We start from the raw sequence: 20,702 nt of genomic DNA, 5'->3' as shown, positions 1-20,702 counted from the left end.
AAAGGAGGATAAATATGACCCAAAAGATGAAAACAATGGATGGAAATGAAGCTGCAGCTTATGTATCTTATGCTTTTACAGAAGTAGCAGCAATTTTCCCTATTACCCCTTCTTCTCCTATGGCAGAGAAAGTAGACGAATGGGCTGCTCATGGGAAAAAGAATTTATTTGGACAAACGGTAAAGGTTTCAGAGCTTCAATCTGAGGCAGGAGCTTCAGGAGCAATGCACGGTTCTTTGCAAGGAGGAGCGTTGACTACTACATATACAGCATCTCAAGGATTGCTTTTGATGGTTCCTAATATGTACAAAATGGCTGGAGAATTGCTACCAGGGGTATTCCATGTGAGTGCTAGAGCGTTGGCAACTCACGCATTATCTATTTTTGGAGATCATCAAGATGTTATGGCAGCAAGGCAAACAGGTTTTGCACTACTTGCAGCTAGTAGTGTACAGGAAGTTATTGATTTAGGTGGAATTGCTCATCTAGCTGCTATAAAGTCTAGAGTGCCATTTTTACATTTCTTTGATGGATTTAGAACTTCTCATGAAATTCAAAAGGTAGAATTAATTGATTATGAAAACTTTAGAAAATTATTAGATTTTGAAGGTGTAAAAGAATTTCGTAATCGTTCATTAAATCCAGAAAGACCAGTTTTGAGGGGTACAGCTCAAAATCCAGATATTTATTTCCAAGGAAGAGAAGCATCTAATGTATTCTATGAAAAGGTGCCAGATATTGTAGCCGATTATATGAAGGAAATAAGTAAGGTTACAGGAAGAGCGTATCATCCATTTGATTATTATGGTGCAGAAGATGCTGAATATGTAATCGTTTCAATGGGTTCAGCCTGTGAAGCAATTGAAGAGACAGTGGATTATTTGATATCTAAAGGAGAAAAAGTAGGGTTAATCAAAGTAAGACTATATAGGCCTTTCTCAGAAAAATACTTCTTTGATGTATTACCTAAGAGTGTGAAAAAAATTGCAGTGCTTGATCGGACAAAAGAACCTGGATCAGTAGGAGAGCCTTTGTATACAGATGTACGAAGTCTTTTCTATGATAAAGAAAATCAACCAATCATTGTAGGTGGAAGATATGGCCTTGGCTCAAAGGATACTACACCAGATCAGATTGTAGCTGTATACAACAATCTTAAAAAGGATTGTTCAAAGAATAGTTTTACTATTGGTATAGTAGATGATGTAAGTCATACTTCTTTAGAAGAAGAAAAAGAAATTGAGACCACACCAGAGGGAACGATCAGTTGTAAATTCTGGGGATTAGGTTCTGATGGAACTGTCGGCGCTAATAAAATGGCTATTAAGATTATAGGTGATAATACAGATCTTTATGCCCAAGCTTATTTCTCCTATGATAGTAAGAAATCAGGAGGAACAACTATATCTCACTTAAGATTTGGAAAGAAACCAATAAAATCTACTTATCTTATTAATTATGCAGATTTCATTGCTTGTCACAATAAATCCTATGTGAATCATTATGATTTATTAAAAGGAATCAAACCAAATGGAACATTTGTACTAAACTGTCCTTGGACAGAAGAAGAACTTGATGAAAAATTACCAGCAGCTCTTAAAAGAATCATTGCTGAAAAAAATATTAATTTTTATGTGATTGATGCAGTAAAGATAGCACAAGACATTGGTCTTGGTGGAAGAATAAATATGATTATGCAGTCAGCATTTTTCAAGTTAGCTAAGGTAATTCCAATTGAAGATGCAGTAAGATATTTAAAAGAATCAGTTGTAAAAACCTATGGTAAAAAAGGTGAAAAAATCGTTAAGATGAATCATCAAGCAATTGATCAAGGGGAAGAAGGATTAGTAAAAGTAAATGTTCCAAGTACTTGGGCAAGTCTTATGGATGAGAAAGCTTTAGAGGTAGATGAACCATATTTTGTGAAGCATATTCAAAGACCAATGGCTAAAAATGAAGGAGATGATTTACCAGTAAGTGCATTTGAAGGCATTGAGGATGGTACTTTCCCCCTTGGAACAACAGCTTATGAAAAACGAGGAATTGCTGTGATGGTACCCCAGTGGCAGGTAGATAAATGTATTCAATGTAATCAATGTTCTTATGTATGTCCACATGCAACCATTCGACCATTCTTACTTGATGAAGAGGAAATAAAGAATAAGCCAGAAGGTTTTGAAACAAAGAAAGCATTAGGAAAAGGCATGGAAAATATGCAATATAGAATTCAAGTAAGTCCACTAGATTGTACAGGATGTGGAAACTGTGCAGATATTTGCCCGGCACCTGAAAAAGCATTGGTAATGGTGAATGCTGAAGAGGAAACAGCTAAAGAAAAAGATCATTGGGAATATGCAGTAAATAATATTTCTATAAAAGATGAATTTATGAATAAATACACTGTTAAGGGAAGTCAGTTTGCACAGCCTTTATTTGAATTTTCAGGAGCTTGTGCAGGTTGTGGAGAGACTGCTTATTTAAAACTTGTTACCCAGCTTTATGGAGATCGTATGATGATTGCTAATGCAACAGGTTGTTCTTCTATTTGGGGAGGAAGTGCACCGTCTGTTCCATTTACAACTAATTGTGAAGGAAAAGGGCCTGCTTGGGCAAATTCATTATTTGAAGATAATGCTGAGTATGGATATGGTATGTATTTAGGGGTAGAACAAATAAGAGCAAGATTAAGAGATTTGATGAATGAGGCTCAAAATTCAGATTTAGATGAAGATTGTAAAGCTGCAATGAGAGAGTACATAGAAGCTATGAATGATGGAGAAGCTTGTAAGAAAGCAGTACAAGAGTTACTTGCTGTTTTAGGAGAATATCATAAAGATCATCCAATCGTTACAGAGATATTAGAGAAAAAAGATTTCCTTATTAAGAAATCTGTATGGATTGTTGGTGGAGATGGATGGGCTTATGATATTGGATATGGAGGACTTGATCATGTTCTTGCATCTGGAGATGATGTGAATGTATTGGTATTTGATACAGAGGTTTACTCTAATACGGGTGGACAATCTTCGAAGGCTACACCAACAGCAGCAGTAGCCAAATTTGCAGCATCTGGTAAGAAAATTAGAAAGAAAGATTTAGGAGTAATGGCTATGAGCTATGGATATGTATATGTAGCACAAGTAGCTATGGGTGCAAATATGAATCATACCATCAAAGCAATTCAGGAGGCAGAAAAGTATAAAGGACCATCCCTCATTATTTGTTATGCACCATGTATTAACCATGGAATAAAAACAGGAATGGGAACTACTGTAGCACAGGAGAAAAAAGCAGTAGATGCAGGATATTGGCATCTATATAGATACAATCCTGATTTAAATGTAGAAGGAAAGAATCCATTTACTTTAGATTCTAAAGAACCAAAGATACCATTTAAAAAATATATTGAAGGTGAGATTCGATATACTCAGCTTAAAAATACATTCCCAGACCTTGCAGAAAGCTTATTTGATGCAGCAGAAAATCATGCAAAAGAAAGATATAAAGGATATAAGCGTTTAGCAGAAATGAAATATGAATAAAAGAGAGAGTGCATAGGCACTCTCTTAATTTTGTATGAGGATACTAAGTAGTAGAGAGAGAGAATTTCTAAGGGCATGAATGGAACATACAATCCAATAAGAAGATTGATGTTTATCTTCATAAACTAAATAAGCATAAGCAAGAATCATCCCTATGAATAATGTATTAAAAATATAAGAAAGACTATAGGTGTGAGAAAGGGAAAATGCAAGGGCTGAAATAAATATGATTATAATTTTTTTATTTAGAAATTTAAATTGTTTACATAGTGAAATGATGAAGGATTGATAGACTAGGGTTTCAAGTATTGGTGCAATAATAATAGCAAAAATAAATAGAACTATTATAGAATGCTCACTTTGAAATGGACCAGCATCTACAAAGCCTTCTGTTTTCCATGATATTAAAAACAAAGGTAAAAAAACAACAATGCTAAGATAAGTTGACAAAGTCATGAATAAAACAAATTTTACTGGAGACAATTCTTTTAAGTAGTTATGTAATCTTAATAAACGATTATAAAATTTACGGAAAAAAGGTTCTTTTATTTTATTTGATGAAGTGTTTTGCATAGCTAACCTCCGTTGTTGTAATAATATTCCATAGACTAAATATTAACATGAATAATAGTAAAACAAAAGCTTATAAAAAAGACAGCTCCTTTATAAAGAGCTGTTTTTTCATTTTAAATCAAATATTTAATAATGAATTATTTTTCGTTGTCATCTACCCATTCCTTTGCGTTTTCTACTTCTAATTCATTAGGAATAGGAACGCGAGATTGCGATTTTAGGTCTTCTATATTTGCCCAAGGAGCAGTTTTATGATTTTCTATTGGTTTTGTGTTTTTATTTAATTTGTTCCTAGACATAATATCCCTCCTTGTTATTAGTATTTTCAAAGTAAATAAAATCTATTAGAATTGTACATGGTAAAATATAAATAAGAAGACTTTTTTTACAGTTGCTTTTATTTTTAGAATAGAAGGCTTTTTTCTTTAAAAAACAATTATAGGTATGTGAGTAGCAATTATAAAGAAGTATAATATAAAGAAGAAATAGTGAATTCGTTTTTCTAGATAAAAATTATAGAAACTTTAGTTGAAGACTCTACTATACTTGAAAAAGAAAGTTTTAATTACTTATATAAGTGGGTGTCTTATGAATTAATAAAGAAAATATAAAAACATATAATTGAATAGATCTATTAGAATGCAATAAGTACACTGCATTGTTTGAAATAAGGGTAAAATATCATAATTTTAAAATAGAAATTTTCAATTGCAATATATATAGCGTTTTTTACAAAAAATATTGACAATTATAATAGTATATGCTAGAGTATTGCTCATCGCTTTGAAAGAAGTGTTGATTCAAAATTAGAAAAAATTTACAGTTGACTTAAGATAAAATACATGGTAAGATAGTTCTTGTCGTCGCTGAAAGAAACTTTTTATAAAACAAAAAGTTCTTGACAGCAAGAGACAAAAATGATAAGATGATTAAGTTGCCAAATGGTGACTGATTCAAAAAGTTTGATCTTTGAAAACTATACAGTGTAAGAAATTAAGCCAGATATATGGACTATAAAAGTCCAAAACGTTCAATTCAAAACTTTTATACTTGAGAGTTTGATCCTGGCTCAGGATGAACGCTGGCGGCGTGCCTAACACATGCAAGTCGAGCGTGAAGCTCTTTATTGATCCTTCGGGTGATTTAAAGAGTGGAAAGCGGCGGACGGGTGAGTAACGCGTGGGTAACCTGCCCTATACACAGGGATAGCCTCGGGAAACCGGGATTAATACCTGATAAAACTCTAGTATGGCATCATACATGAGTCAAAACTCAGGTGGTATAGGATGGACCCGCGTCTGATTAGCTAGTTGGTAAGGTAATGGCTTACCAAGGCGACGATCAGTAGCCGACCTGAGAGGGTGATCGGCCACACTGGAACTGAGACACGGTCCAGACTCCTACGGGAGGCAGCAGTGGGGAATATTGCACAATGGGCGAAAGCCTGATGCAGCAACGCCGCGTGAGCGATGAAGGCCTTCGGGTCGTAAAGCTCTGTCCTAAGGGAAGAATAATGACGGTACCTTAGGAGGAAGCCCCGGCTAACTACGTGCCAGCAGCCGCGGTAATACGTAGGGGGCAAGCGTTATCCGGAATCACTGGGCGTAAAGGGTGCGTAGGCGGCCAATAAAGTCTGGGGTGAAAGGCTACGGCTTAACCGTAGTAAGCCTTGGAAACTTATTGGCTTGAGTGCAGGAGAGGAGAGTGGAATTCCTAGTGTAGCGGTGAAATGCGTAGATATTAGGAGGAACACCAGTGGCGAAGGCGACTCTCTGGACTGTAACTGACGCTGAGGCACGAAAGCGTGGGGAGCGAACAGGATTAGATACCCTGGTAGTCCACGCCGTAAACGATGAGTGCTAGGTGTCGGGGGTCGAACCTCGGTGCCGCAGCTAACGCATTAAGCACTCCGCCTGGGGAGTACGGTCGCAAGACTGAAACTCAAAGGAATTGACGGGGACCCGCACAAGCAGCGGAGCATGTGGTTTAATTCGAAGCAACGCGAAGAACCTTACCAAAACTTGACATCCTTTGCATTACCCTTAATCGGGGAAATCCCTTCGGGGACAAAGTGACAGGTGGTGCATGGTTGTCGTCAGCTCGTGTCGTGAGATGTTGGGTTAAGTCCCGCAACGAGCGCAACCCTTGTCTTTAGTTGCCAGCATTTCGGATGGGCACTCTAGAGAGACTGCCGGGGATAACTCGGAGGAAGGTGGGGATGACGTCAAATCATCATGCCCCTTATGTTTTGGGCTACACACGTGCTACAATGGCTGGTACAACGGGAAGCGAAAGAGTAATCTGGAGCCAATCTTAAAAGCCAGTCTCAGTTCGGATTGTGGGCTGCAACTCGCCCACATGAAGCTGGAGTTGCTAGTAATCGTGAATCAGAATGTCGCGGTGAATGCGTTCCCGGGTCTTGTACACACCGCCCGTCACACCATGGAAGTTGGGGGCACCCGAAGTCAGCTATCTAACCTTTTGGAGGAAGCTGCCGAAGGTGAATTCAATAACTAGGGTGAAGTCGTAACAAGGTAGCCGTATCGGAAGGTGCGGCTGGATCACCTCCTTTCTAAGGAGAATAGGTTTGTTTCTTACACTGTCTAGTTTTGAAGGATCAAGTGATCTTTCAACTTTGTACTTTGAAAACTAAACAATGCATATATAAAAAGATTAATACTACAATTAATCTGAGAAAATCAAGAACAATGAAACTAATAAACGTAAAGTTTATTAGTACTCCAATTACACAAAATATAAAATTTTGGTAATTGAAGCATGGTCAAGTTATAAAGAGCATAGGGCGGATGCCTTGGCACTAGGAGTCGATGAAGGACGTGGTAAGCTGCGATAAGCCTCGGGTAGCTGCAAGCAAGCTTTAATCCGGGGATTTCCGAATGGGGGAACCCACTTAGGGTAATACCTAAGTACCATCTACTGAATAAATAGGTAGATAGGAGACATACCAGGGGAACTGAAACATCTAAGTACCCTGAGGAAGAGAAAGAAAACTCGATTCCCTGAGTAGCGGCGAGCGAAAGGGGAAGAGCCCAAACCTAAAGAATTTTCTTTAGGGGTTGTGGATATACTCATTAAGAAAGAGGCTATTGTAGTCGAAGAGGTCTGGAAAGACCCACCGAAGAAGGTAACAGTCCTGTAGATGAAACAAGAAGACTTTCGAGTATACTCCAGAGTACCACGAGACACGTGAAACCTTGTGGGAAGCTGGGGGGACCACCCCCCAAGGCTAAATACTTCCTAGTGACCGATAGCGTATAGTACCGTGAGGGAAAGGTGAAAAGAACCCCGGGAGGGGAGTGAAATAGAACCTGAAACCCTATGTTTACAAGCAGTGGAAGTTCTTTTTATGAACGACCACGTACTTTTTGTAGAACGGGCCAACGAGTTACGGTATGCAGCAAGGTTAAGTTATTTTGTAACGGAGCCGCAGCGAAAGCGAGTCTTAATAGGGCGATTTTAGTTGTATGCCGTAGACCCGAAACCGGGTGACCTATCCATGAGCAGGTTGAAGCGGAAGTAAAATTTCGTGGAGGACCGAACCCATGTCTGTTGAAAAAGGCTGGGATGACTTGTGGATAGCGGAGAAATTCCAATCGAACTCGGAGATAGCTGGTTCTCCCCGAAATAGCTTTAGGGCTAGCCTTAAAGGTAGTGATACGGAGGTAGAGCACTGAATGTCCTAGGGGCCCTCACCGGTTACCGAAGACTATCAAACTCCGAATGCCGTAATCATAACTTTAGGAGTCAGACTATGGGTGATAAGATTCATGGTCGAAAGGGAAACAGCCCAGATCGTCAGCTAAGGTCCCTAAGTACAGGTTAAGTGGAAAAGGATGTGGGATTGCATAGACAACTAGGATGTTGGCTTAGAAGCAGCCATTCATTCAAAGAGTGCGTAATAGCTCACTAGTCGAGTGATCCCGCGCCGAAAATTACCGGGGCTCAAACCTGTCACCGAAGCTACGGCATACCGTTTGGTATGGGTAGGGGAGCATTGTATATGGGTTGAAGCTGTACCGTAAGGAGCAGTGGACTATATACAAGAGAGAATGTTGGCATGAGTAGCGAGAGGCAGGTGAGAATCCTGCCCGCCGAAAACCTAAGGTTTCCTGAGGAAGGTTCGTCCACTCAGGGTTAGTCGGGACCTAAGCCGAGGACGAAAGTCGTAGGCGATGGACAACAGGTTGAAATTCCTGTACCACCGAAAATCGTTTGAGCGATGGGGTGACACAGAAGGATAGGTTAAGCGCACCGTTGGTTGTGTGCGTCTAAGCGTTTAGGAAGTTAGGATAGGCAAATCCGTCTTAACAATTCTGAGGCGTTATGGGGAGCGAAATATAAGTAGCGAACTTACTGATTCCACGCTGTCAAGAAAAGCCTCTAGTTAGATCTAGGTGCCCGTACCGTAAACCGACACAGGTAGGTGAGGAGAGAATCCTAAGGCGAGCGAGAGAACTATTGTTAAGGAACTCGGCAAAATGACCCCGTAACTTCGGGAGAAGGGGTGCCACGTTAGGGTTTATAGCCCGAGGTGGCCGCAGAGAATAGATCCAAGCGACTGTTTAGCAAAAACACAGGTTTCTGCTAAGTCGAAAGACGATGTATAGGAGCTGACGCCTGCCCGGTGCTGGAAGGTTAAGGGGACGTGTTAGAGCAATCGAAGCACCGAACTTAAGCCCCAGTAAACGGCGGCCGTAACTATAACGGTCCTAAGGTAGCGAAATTCCTTGTCGGGTAAGTTCCGACCCGCACGAAAGGCGTAACGATTTGGATACTGTCTCGACAATAGACTCGGTGAAATTGTAGTACCGGTGAAGATGCCGGTTACCCGCAGCAGGACGGAAAGACCCCGTGGAGCTTTACTGTAGCCTGACACTGGATTTTGGTATTACATGTACAGGATAGGTGGGAGACGTCGATGCATGCACGCCAGTGTGTGTGGAGTCATCCTTGGGATACCACTCTTGTAATACTGAAGTTCTAACCATAAGCTGTGAATCCAGCTTTGGGACACTGTCAGGTGGGCAGTTTGACTGGGGCGGTCGCCTCCTAAAGAGTAACGGAGGCGCCCAAAGGTTCCCTCAGCGCGGTCGGAAATCGCGCGAAGAGTGCAAAGGCAGAAGGGAGCTTGATTGCGAGACATACAGGTCGAGCAAGGACGAAAGTCGGGCTTAGTGATCCGGTGGTTCCGAGTGGAAGGGCCATCGCTCAACGGATAAAAGCTACCCCGGGGATAACAGGCTTATCTCCCCCAAGAGTCCACATCGACGGGGAGGTTTGGCACCTCGATGTCGGCTCGTCTCATCCTGGGGCTGTAGTAGGTCCCAAGGGTTGGGCTGTTCGCCCATTAAAGAGGCACGCGAGCTGGGTTCAGAACGTCGTGAGACAGTTCGGTCCCTATCCGCTGTGGGCGCAGGAAATTTGAGAGGAGCTGTCCTTAGTACGAGAGGACCGGGATGGACATACCTCTGGTGCATCAGTTGTCACGCCAGTGGCACAGCTGAGTAGCTATGTATGGACGGGATAAGCGCTGAAGGCATCTAAGCGCGAAGCCCCCCTTAAGATAAGATTTCCCATAGCGTTAAGCTAGTAAGACCCCAGAAAGACTATCTGGTTGATAGGTCGGAGGTGTAAGGGCAGTAATGTCTTAAGCTGACCGATACTAATAGGTCGAGGACTTGACCAATAAAATATGCATTGTTTGGTTTTGAGAGTATAAAACTTTCAAAGATCCAGTGACTACAGCGAAGGGGTCACACCTGTTCCCATACCGAACACAGAAGTTAAGCCCTTCAGCGCTGATGGTACTTGGTGGGTAACTGCCTGGGAGAGTAAGTCGTCGCTGGTTAAAAAACTCACATCGAATAAGTGTCGATGTGAGTTTTTTTGTGCATGAGGGTGTACCCAGTAAAGCTGTAATTTGCTATTTATAGAAGTTAGAGTCATGTGAATTGATCAAATATTTAAGTGGTTGAATTAAATGTAGAGGTTATAAGGAAGAATTTTAACAACTTATATCATTTAATGTAAGTATTTTTTAAAAATATAGTTGACATTCAAAGTTATATATGATATAGTATTAATTACCGTTTCGAAAGAAGTGGTATTTTAAAACTAGAAAATATTCAAAACAAGAAAAAAATTCTAGTTGACTTAAGGCAAGATACATGGTAAGATAGTTCTTGTCGTCGCTGAAAGAAACTTTTTATAAAACAAAAAGTTCTTGACAGCAAGAGACAAAAATGATAAGATGATTAAGTTGCCAAATGGTGACTGATTCAAAAAGTTTGATCTTTGAAAACTATACAGTGTAAGAAATTAAGCCAGATATATGGACTATAAAAGTCCAAAACGTTCAATTCAAAACTTTTATACTTGAGAGTTTGATCCTGGCTCAGGATGAACGCTGGCGGCGTGCCTAACACATGCAAGTCGAGCGTGAAGCTCTTTATTGATCCTTCGGGTGATTTAAAGAGTGGAAAGCGGCGGACGGGTGAGTAACGCGTGGGTAACCTGCCCTATACACAGGGATAGCCTCGGGAAACCGGGATTAATACCTGATAAAACTCTAGTATGGCATCATACATGAGTCAAAACTCAGGTGGTATAGGATGGACCCGCGTCTGATTAGCTAGTTGGTAAGGTAATGGCTTACCAAGGCGACGATCAGTAGCCGACCTGAGAGGGTGATCGGCCACACTGGAACTGAGACACGGTCCAGACTCCTACGGGAGGCAGCAGTGGGGAATATTGCACAATGGGCGAAAGCCTGATGCAGCAACGCCGCGTGAGCGATGAAGGCCTTCGGGTCGTAAAGCTCTGTCCTAAGGGAAGAATAATGACGGTACCTTAGGAGGAAGCCCCGGCTAACTACGTGCCAGCAGCCGCGGTAATACGTAGGGGGCAAGCGTTATCCGGAATCACTGGGCGTAAAGGGTGCGTAGGCGGCCAATAAAGTCTGGGGTGAAAGGCTACGGCTTAACCGTAGTAAGCCTTGGAAACTTATTGGCTTGAGTGCAGGAGAGGAGAGTGGAATTCCTAGTGTAGCGGTGAAATGCGTAGATATTAGGAGGAACACCAGTGGCGAAGGCGACTCTCTGGACTGTAACTGACGCTGAGGCACGAAAGCGTGGGGAGCGAACAGGATTAGATACCCTGGTAGTCCACGCCGTAAACGATGAGTGCTAGGTGTCGGGGGTCGAACCTCGGTGCCGCAGCTAACGCATTAAGCACTCCGCCTGGGGAGTACGGTCGCAAGACTGAAACTCAAAGGAATTGACGGGGACCCGCACAAGCAGCGGAGCATGTGGTTTAATTCGAAGCAACGCGAAGAACCTTACCAAAACTTGACATCCTTTGCATTACCCTTAATCGGGGAAATCCCTTCGGGGACAAAGTGACAGGTGGTGCATGGTTGTCGTCAGCTCGTGTCGTGAGATGTTGGGTTAAGTCCCGCAACGAGCGCAACCCTTGTCTTTAGTTGCCAGCATTTCGGATGGGCACTCTAGAGAGACTGCCGGGGATAACTCGGAGGAAGGTGGGGATGACGTCAAATCATCATGCCCCTTATGTTTTGGGCTACACACGTGCTACAATGGCTGGTACAACGGGAAGCGAAAGAGTAATCTGGAGCCAATCTTAAAAGCCAGTCTCAGTTCGGATTGTGGGCTGCAACTCGCCCACATGAAGCTGGAGTTGCTAGTAATCGTGAATCAGAATGTCGCGGTGAATGCGTTCCCGGGTCTTGTACACACCGCCCGTCACACCATGGAAGTTGGGGGCACCCGAAGTCAGCTATCTAACCTTTTGGAGGAAGCTGCCGAAGGTGAATTCAATAACTAGGGTGAAGTCGTAACAAGGTAGCCGTATCGGAAGGTGCGGCTGGATCACCTCCTTTCTAAGGAGAATAGGTTTGTTTCTTACACTGTCTAGTTTTGAAGGATCAAATGATCTTTCAACTTTGTACTTTGAAAACTAAACAATGCATATATAAAAAGATTAATACTACAATTAATCTGAGAAAATCAAGAACAATGAAACTAATAAACGTAAAGTTTATTAGTACTCCAATTACACAAAATATAAAATTTTGGTAATTGAAGCATGGTCAAGTTATAAAGAGCATAGGGCGGATGCCTTGGCACTAGGAGTCGATGAAGGACGTGGTAAGCTGCGATAAGCCTCGGGTAGCTGCAAGCAAGCTTTAATCCGGGGATTTCCGAATGGGGGAACCCACTTAGGGTAATACCTAAGTACCATCTACTGAATAAATAGGTAGATAGGAGACATACCAGGGGAACTGAAACATCTAAGTACCCTGAGGAAGAGAAAGAAAACTCGATTCCCTGAGTAGCGGCGAGCGAAAGGGGAAGAGCCCAAACCTAAAGAATTTTCTTTAGGGGTTGTGGATATACTCATTAAGAAAGAGGCTATTGTAGTCGAAGAGGTCTGGAAAGACCCACCGAAGAAGGTAACAGTCCTGTAGATGAAACAAGAAGACTTTCGAGTATACTCCAGAGTACCACGAGACACGTGAAACCTTGTGGGAAGCTGGGGGGACCACCCCCCAAGGCTAAATACTTCCTAGTGACCGATAGCGTATAGTACCGTGAGGGAAAGGTGAAAAGAACCCCGGGAGGGGAGTGAAATAGAACCTGAAACCCTATGTTTACAAGCAGTGGAAGTTCTTTTTATGAACGACCACGTACTTTTTGTAGAACGGGCCAACGAGTTACGGTATGCAGCAAGGTTAAGTTATTTTGTAACGGAGCCGCAGCGAAAGCGAGTCTTAATAGGGCGATTTTAGTTGTATGCCGTAGACCCGAAACCGGGTGACCTATCCATGAGCAGGTTGAAGCGGAAGTAAAATTTCGTGGAGGACCGAACCCATGTCTGTTGAAAAAGGCTGGGATGACTTGTGGATAGCGGAGAAATTCCAATCGAACTCGGAGATAGCTGGTTCTCCCCGAAATAGCTTTAGGGCTAGCCTTAAAGGTAGTGATACGGAGGTAGAGCACTGAATGTCCTAGGGGCCCTCACCGGTTACCGAAGACTATCAAACTCCGAATGCCGTAATCATAACTTTAGGAGTCAGACTATGGGTGATAAGATTCATGGTCGAAAGGGAAACAGCCCAGATCGTCAGCTAAGGTCCCTAAGTACAGGTTAAGTGGAAAAGGATGTGGGATTGCATAGACAACTAGGATGTTGGCTTAGAAGCAGCCATTCATTCAAAGAGTGCGTAATAGCTCACTAGTCGAGTGATCCCGCGCCGAAAATTACCGGGGCTCAAACCTGTCACCGAAGCTACGGCATACCGTTTGGTATGGGTAGGGGAGCATTGTATATGGGTTGAAGCTGTACCGTAAGGAGCAGTGGACTATATACAAGAGAGAATGTTGGCATGAGTAGCGAGAGGCAGGTGAGAATCCTGCCCGCCGAAAACCTAAGGTTTCCTGAGGAAGGTTCGTCCACTCAGGGTTAGTCGGGACCTAAGCCGAGGACGAAAGTCGTAGGCGATGGACAACAGGTTGAAATTCCTGTACCACCGAAAATCGTTTGAGCGATGGGGTGACACAGAAGGATAGGTTAAGCGCACCGTTGGTTGTGTGCGTCTAAGCGTTTAGGAAGTTAGGATAGGCAAATCCGTCTTAACAATTCTGAGGCGTTATGGGGAGCGAAATATAAGTAGCGAACTTACTGATTCCACGCTGTCAAGAAAAGCCTCTAGTTAGATCTAGGTGCCCGTACCGTAAACCGACACAGGTAGGTGAGGAGAGAATCCTAAGGCGAGCGAGAGAACTATTGTTAAGGAACTCGGCAAAATGACCCCGTAACTTCGGGAGAAGGGGTGCCACGTTAGGGTTTATAGCCCGAGGTGGCCGCAGAGAATAGATCCAAGCGACTGTTTAGCAAAAACACAGGTTTCTGCTAAGTCGAAAGACGATGTATAGGAGCTGACGCCTGCCCGGTGCTGGAAGGTTAAGGGGACGTGTTAGAGCAATCGAAGCACCGAACTTAAGCCCCAGTAAACGGCGGCCGTAACTATAACGGTCCTAAGGTAGCGAAATTCCTTGTCGGGTAAGTTCCGACCCGCACGAAAGGCGTAACGATTTGGATACTGTCTCGACAATAGACTCGGTGAAATTGTAGTACCGGTGAAGATGCCGGTTACCCGCAGCAGGACGGAAAGACCCCGTGGAGCTTTACTGTAGCCTGACACTGGATTTTGGTATTACATGTACAGGATAGGTGGGAGACGTCGATGCATGCACGCCAGTGTGTGTGGAGTCATCCTTGGGATACCACTCTTGTAATACTGAAGTTCTAACCATAAGCTGTGAATCCAGCTTTGGGACACTGTCAGGTGGGCAGTTTGACTGGGGCGGTCGCCTCCTAAAGAGTAACGGAGGCGCCCAAAGGTTCCCTCAGCGCGGTCGGAAATCGCGCGAAGAGTGCAAAGGCAGAAGGGAGCTTGATTGCGAGACATACAGGTCGAGCAAGGACGAAAGTCGGGCTTAGTGATCCGGTGGTTCCGAGTGGAAGGGCCATCGCTCAACGGATAAAAGCTACCCCGGGGATAACAGGCTTATCTCCCCCAAGAGTCCACATCGACGGGGAGGTTTGGCACCTCGATGTCGGCTCGTCTCATCCTGGGGCTGTAGTAGGTCCCAAGGGTTGGGCTGTTCGCCCATTAAAGAGGCACGCGAGCTGGGTTCAGAACGTCGTGAGACAGTTCGGTCCCTATCCGCTGTGGGCGCAGGAAATTTGAGAGGAGCTGTCCTTAGTACGAGAGGACCGGGATGGACATACCTCTGGTGCATCAGTTGTCACGCCAGTGGCACAGCTGAGTAGCTATGTATGGACGGGATAAGCGCTGAAGGCATCTAAGCGCGAAGCCCCCCTTAAGATAAGATTTCCCATAGCGTTAAGCTAGTAAGACCCCAGAAAGACTATCTGGTTGATAGGTCGGAGGTGTAAGGGCAGTAATGTCTTAAGCTGACCGATACTAATAGGTCGAGGACTTGACCAATAAAATATGCATTGTTTGGTTTTGAGAGTATAAAACTTTCAAAGATCCAGTGACTACAGCGAAGGGGTCACACCTGTTCCCATACCGAACACAGAAGTTAAGCCCTTCAGCGCTGATGGTACTTGGTGGGTAACTGCCTGGGAGAGTAGGTCGTCGCTGGTTAAAAAACTCACATCGAATAAGTGTCGATGTGAGTTTTTTTGTGCATAAGGGTGTACCCAGCAAAGCTGTATGTAATTTTCTTATTGGTGAAAGTCTAGTCTAGGTGGTTGTCAAGAAGCTTAGTAGCTATAGGAGCAGCGTTATTAGAAATGATAGTGTTTGAAACTTACACAAAGTGAACTCGTTTTACTAAAGTAAAATATTGTAACTTCAGGTGGAGATTCTACTCCACTTGAAGTTGCAACATTCTATTTATAGAAGTTAGAGTCATATGAATTGATCAAATATTTAAGTGGTTGAATTAAATTTAGAGGTTATAAGGAAGAATTTTAACAACTTATATCATTCAATGTAAATATTTTTTTAAAATATAGTTGACATTCAAAGTTATATATGATATAGTATTAATTACCGTTTCGAAAGAAGTGGTATTTTAAAACTAGAAAATATTCAAAACAAGAAAAAAATTCTAGTTGACTTAAGGCAAGATACATGGTAAGATAGTTCTTGTCGTCGCTGAAAGAAACTTTTTATAAAACAAAAAGTTCTTGACAGCAAGAGACAAAAATGATAAGATGATTAAGTTGCCAAATGGTGACTGATTCAAAAAGTTTGATCTTTGAAAACTATACAGTGTAAGAAATTAAGCCAGATATATGGACTATAAAAGTCCAAAACGTTCAATTCAAAACTTTTATACTTGAGAGTTTGATCCTGGCTCAGGATGAACGCTGGCGGCGTGCCTAACACATGCAAGTCGAGCGTGAAGCTCTTTATTGATCCTTCGGGTGATTTAAAGAGTGGAAAGCGGCGGACGGGTGAGTAACGCGTGGGTAACCTGCCCTATACACAGGGATAGCCTCGGGAAACCGGGATTAATACCTGATAAAACTCTAGTATGGCATCATACATGAGTCAAAACTCAGGTGGTATAGGATGGACCCGCGTCTGATTAGCTAGTTGGTAAGGTAATGGCTTACCAAGGCGACGATCAGTAGCCGACCTGAGAGGGTGATCGGCCACACTGGAACTGAGACACGGTCCAGACTCCTACGGGAGGCAGCAGTGGGGAATATTGCACAATGGGCGAAAGCCTGATGCAGCAACGCCGCGTGAGCGATGAAGGCCTTCGGGTCGTAAAGCTCTGTCCTAAGGGAAGAATAATGACGGTACCTTAGGAGGAAGCCCCGGCTAACTACGTGCCAGCAGCCGCGGTAATACGTAGGGGGCAAGCGTTATCCGGAATCACTGGGCGTAAAGGGTGCGTAGGCGGCCAATAAAGTCTGGGGTGAAAGGCTACGGCTTAACCGTAGTAAGCCTTGGAAACTTATTGGCTTGAGTGCAGGAGAGGAGAGTGGAATTCCTAGTGTAGCGGTGAAATGCGTAGATATTAGGAGGAACACCAGTGGCGAAGGCGACTCTCTGGACTGTAACTGACGCTGAGGCACGAAAGCGTGGGGAGCGAACAGGATTAGATACCCTGGTAGTCCACGCCGTAAACGATGAGTGCTAGGTGTCGGGGGTCGAACCTCGGTGCCGCAGCTAACGCATTAAGCACTCCGCCTGGGGAGTACGGTCGCAAGACTGAAACTCAAAGGAATTGACGGGGACCCGCACAAGCAGCGGAGCATGTGGTTTAATTCGAAGCAACGCGAAGAACCTTACCAAAACTTGACATCCTTTGCATTACCCTTAATCGGGGAAATCCCTTCGGGGACAAAGTGACAGGTGGTGCATGGTTGTCGTCAGCTCGTGTCGTGAGATGTTGGGTTAAGTCCCGCAACGAGCGCAACCCTTGTCTTTAGTTGCCAGCATTTCGGATGGGCACTCTAGAGAGACTGCCGGGGATAACTCGGAGGAAGGTGGGGATGACGTCAAATCATCATGCCCCTTATGTTTTGGGCTACACACGTGCTACAATGGCTGGTACAACGGGAAGCGAAAGAGTAATCTGGAGCCAATCTTAAAAGCCAGTCTCAGTTCGGATTGTGGGCTGCAACTCGCCCACATGAAGCTGGAGTTGCTAGTAATCGTGAATCAGAATGTCGCGGTGAATGCGTTCCCGGGTCTTGTACACACCGCCCGTCACACCATGGAAGTTGGGGGCACCCGAAGTCAGCTATCTAACCTTTTGGAGGAAGCTGCCGAAGGTGAATTCAATAACTAGGGTGAAGTCGTAACAAGGTAGCCGTATCGGAAGGTGCGGCTGGATCACCTCCTTTCTAAGGAGAATAGGTTTGTTTCTTACACTGTCTAGTTTTGAAGGATCAAGTGATCTTTCAACTTTGTACTTTGAAAACTAAACAATGCATATATAAAAAGATTAATACTACAATTAATCTGAGAAAATCAAGAACAATGAAACTAATAAACGTAAAGTTTATTAGTACTCCAATTACACAAAATATAAAATTTTGGTAATTGAAGCATGGTCAAGTTATAAAGAGCATAGGGCGGATGCCTTGGCACTAGGAGTCGATGAAGGACGTGGTAAGCTGCGATAAGCCTCGGGTAGCTGCAAGCAAGCTTTAATCCGGGGATTTCCGAATGGGGGAACCCACTTAGGGTAATACCTAAGTACCATCTACTGAATAAATAGGTAGATAGGAGACATACCAGGGGAACTGAAACATCTAAGTACCCTGAGGAAGAGAAAGAAAACTCGATTCCCTGAGTAGCGGCGAGCGAAAGGGGAAGAGCCCAAACCTAAAGAATTTTCTTTAGGGGTTGTGGATATACTCATTAAGAAAGAGGCTATTGTAGTCGAAGAGGTCTGGAAAGACCCACCGAAGAAGGTAACAGTCCTGTAGATGAAACAAGAAGACTTTCGAGTATACTCCAGAGTACCACGAGACACGTGAAACCTTGTGGGAAGCTGGGGGGACCACCCCCCAAGGCTAAATACTTCCTAGTGACCGATAGCGTATAGTACCGTGAGGGAAAGGTGAAAAGAACCCCGGGAGGGGAGTGAAATAGAACCTGAAACCCTATGTTTACAAGCAGTGGAAGTTCTTTTTATGAACGACCACGTACTTTTTGTAGAACGGGCCAACGAGTTACGGTATGCAGCAAGGTTAAGTTATTTTGTAACGGAGCCGCAGCGAAAGCGAGTCTTAATAGGGCGATTTTAGTTGTATGCCGTAGACCCGAAACCGGGTGACCTATCCATGAGCAGGTTGAAGCGGAAGTAAAATTTCGTGGAGGACCGAACCCATGTCTGTTGAAAAAGGCTGGGATGACTTGTGGATAGCGGAGAAATTCCAATCGAACTCGGAGATAGCTGGTTCTCCCCGAAATAGCTTTAGGGCTAGCCTTAAAGGTAGTGATACGGAGGTAGAGCACTGAATGTCCTAGGGGCCCTCACCGGTTACCGAAGACTATCAAACTCCGAATGCCGTAATCATAACTTTAGGAGTCAGACTATGGGTGATAAGATTCATGGTCGAAAGGGAAACAGCCCAGATCGTCAGCTAAGGTCCCTAAGTACAGGTTAAGTGGAAAAGGATGTGGGATTGCATAGACAACTAGGATGTTGGCTTAGAAGCAGCCATTCATTCAAAGAGTGCGTAATAGCTCACTAGTCGAGTGATCCCGCGCCGAAAATTACCGGGGCTCAAACCTGTCACCGAAGCTACGGCATACCGTTTGGTATGGGTAGGGGAGCATTGTATATGGGTTGAAGCTGTACCGTAAGGAGCAGTGGACTATATACAAGAGAGAATGTTGGCATGAGTAGCGAGAGGCAGGTGAGAATCCTGCCCGCCGAAAACCTAAGGTTTCCTGAGGAAGGTTCGTCCACTCAGGGTTAGTCGGGACCTAAGCCGAGGACGAAAGTCGTAGGCGATGGACAACAGGTTGAAATTCCTGTACCACCGAAAATCGTTTGAGCGATGGGGTGACACAGAAGGATAGGTTAAGCGCACCGTTGGTTGTGTGCGTCTAAGCGTTTAGGAAGTTAGGATAGGCAAATCCGTCTTAACAATTCTGAGGCGTTATGGGGAGCGAAATATAAGTAGCGAACTTACTGATTCCACGCTGTCAAGAAAAGCCTCTAGTTAGATCTAGGTGCCCGTACCGTAAACCGACACAGGTAGGTGAGGAGAGAATCCTAAGGCGAGCGAGAGAACTATTGTTAAGGAACTCGGCAAAATGACCCCGTAACTTCGGGAGAAGGGGTGCCACGTTAGGGTTTATAGCCCGAGGTGGCCGCAGAGAATAGATCCAAGCGACTGTTTAGCAAAAACACAGGTTTCTGCTAAGTCGAAAGACGATGTATAGGAGCTGACGCCTGCCCGGTGCTGGAAGGTTAAGGGGACGTGTTAGAGCAATCGAAGCACCGAACTTAAGCCCCAGTAAACGGCGGCCGTAACTATAACGGTCCTAAGGTAGCGAAATTCCTTGTCGGGTAAGTTCCGACCCGCACGAAAGGCGTAACGATTTGGATACTGTCTCGACAATAGACTCGGTGAAATTGTAGTACCGGTGAAGATGCCGGTTACCCGCAGCAGGACGGAAAGACCCCGTGGAGCTTTACTGTAGCCTGACACTGGATTTTGGTATTACATGTACAGGATAGGTGGGAGACGTCGATGCATGCACGCCAGTGTGTGTGGAGTCATCCTTGGGATACCACTCTTGTAATACTGAAGTTCTAACCATAAGCTGTGAATCCAGCTTTGGGACACTGTCAGGTGGGCAGTTTGACTGGGGCGGTCGCCTCCTAAAGAGTAACGGAGGCGCCCAAAGGTTCCCTCAGCGCGGTCGGAAATCGCGCGAAGAGTGCAAAGGCAGAAGGGAGCTTGATTGCGAGACATACAGGTCGAGCAAGGACGAAAGTCGGGCTTAGTGATCCGGTGGTTCCGAGTGGAAGGGCCATCGCTCAACGGATAAAAGCTACCCCGGGGATAACAGGCTTATCTCCCCCAAGAGTCCACATCGACGGGGAGGTTTGGCACCTCGATGTCGGCTCGTCTCATCCTGGGGCTGTAGTAGGTCCCAAGGGTTGGGCTGTTCGCCCATTAAAGAGGCACGCGAGCTGGGTTCAGAACGTCGTGAGACAGTTCGGTCCCTATCCGCTGTGGGCGCAGGAAATTTGAGAGGAGCTGTCCTTAGTACGAGAGGACCGGGATGGACATACCTCTGGTGCATCAGTTGTCACGCCAGTGGCACAGCTGAGTAGCTATGTATGGACGGGATAAGCGCTGAAGGCATCTAAGCGCGAAGCCCCCCTTAAGATAAGATTTCCCATAGCGTTAAGCTAGTAAGACCCCAGAAAGACTATCTGGTTGATAGGTCGGAGGTGTAAGGGCAGTAATGTCTTAAGCTGACCGATACTAATAGGTCGAGGACTTGACCAATAAAATATGCATTGT

At 44.3% G+C, this 20,702-nt stretch carries 3 protein-coding genes and 8 rRNA genes; 9 read left to right on the top strand and 2 right to left on the bottom strand.

Features of this window, described 5'->3' with window-relative positions; genetic code table 11:
* Positions 1-14: 14 nt before the first annotated feature.
* Positions 15-3,542: a pyruvate:ferredoxin (flavodoxin) oxidoreductase gene (nifJ, locus tag K7H06_RS18825; protein WP_223037534.1), complete on the top strand. Its 3,528-nt coding sequence runs from the start codon at positions 15-17 to the stop codon at positions 3,540-3,542.
* Positions 3,543-3,566: 24 nt separating this feature from the next.
* Here nifJ and K7H06_RS18820 read toward each other — a convergent pair whose 3' ends face one another.
* A complete protein-coding gene (locus tag K7H06_RS18820) occupies positions 3,567-4,115 on the bottom strand; it encodes a CPBP family intramembrane glutamic endopeptidase (RefSeq protein WP_223037533.1) in 549 nt (182 codons plus the stop codon).
* Positions 4,116-4,252: 137 nt separating this feature from the next.
* Positions 4,253-4,414 carry a CDIF630_02480 family spore surface protein gene (locus tag K7H06_RS18815; protein ID WP_223037532.1) on the bottom strand — a complete coding sequence of 54 codons (162 nt, stop codon included), beginning with the start codon at positions 4,412-4,414 and terminating at the stop codon, positions 4,253-4,255.
* A 747-nt stretch (positions 4,415-5,161) separates the two neighbouring features.
* Here K7H06_RS18815 and K7H06_RS18810 point away from each other — a divergent pair.
* The 8 genes from K7H06_RS18810 to K7H06_RS18775 all read left to right on the top strand — a co-directional run bounded on the left by K7H06_RS18810 (position 5,162) and on the right by K7H06_RS18775 (position 20,687).
* Positions 5,162-6,687, top strand: a 16S ribosomal RNA gene (locus K7H06_RS18810).
* Between the two features lie 208 nt (positions 6,688-6,895).
* Positions 6,896-9,822 (top strand): 23S ribosomal RNA (locus K7H06_RS18805).
* Between the two features lie 45 nt (positions 9,823-9,867).
* Positions 9,868-9,984, top strand: a 5S ribosomal RNA gene (rrf, locus tag K7H06_RS18800).
* A 523-nt stretch (positions 9,985-10,507) separates the two neighbouring features.
* Positions 10,508-12,033, top strand: a 16S ribosomal RNA gene (locus K7H06_RS18795).
* A gap of 208 nt (positions 12,034-12,241) precedes the next feature.
* A 23S ribosomal RNA gene (locus K7H06_RS18790) occupies positions 12,242-15,168 on the top strand.
* Positions 15,169-15,213: 45 nt separating this feature from the next.
* Positions 15,214-15,330: ribosomal RNA gene (gene rrf, locus K7H06_RS18785) — 5S ribosomal RNA — on the top strand.
* A 696-nt stretch (positions 15,331-16,026) separates the two neighbouring features.
* Positions 16,027-17,552: ribosomal RNA gene (locus K7H06_RS18780) — 16S ribosomal RNA — on the top strand.
* Between the two features lie 208 nt (positions 17,553-17,760).
* A 23S ribosomal RNA gene (locus K7H06_RS18775) occupies positions 17,761-20,687 on the top strand.
* The 16S, 23S and 5S rRNA genes sit together here, the layout of an rRNA operon.
* Positions 20,688-20,702 lie beyond the last annotated feature (15 nt).

Source organism: Crassaminicella profunda, assembly GCF_019884785.1.
GTDB lineage: Bacteria > Bacillota > Clostridia > Peptostreptococcales > Thermotaleaceae > Crassaminicella > Crassaminicella profunda.
This window is presented reverse-complemented; position numbering and strand designations above follow the sequence as displayed.

Bases quoted from the DNA above. Each gene is read 5' to 3' on its own strand.
- nifJ (WP_223037534.1), top strand. From the start codon at position 15: ATGACCCAAAAGATGAAAACAATGGATGGAAATGAAGCTGCAGCTTAT.
- K7H06_RS18820 (WP_223037533.1), bottom strand. From the start codon at position 4,115: ATGCAAAACACTTCATCAAATAAAATAAAAGAACCTTTTTTCCGTAAA.
- K7H06_RS18815 (WP_223037532.1), bottom strand. From the start codon at position 4,414: ATGTCTAGGAACAAATTAAATAAAAACACAAAACCAATAGAAAATCAT.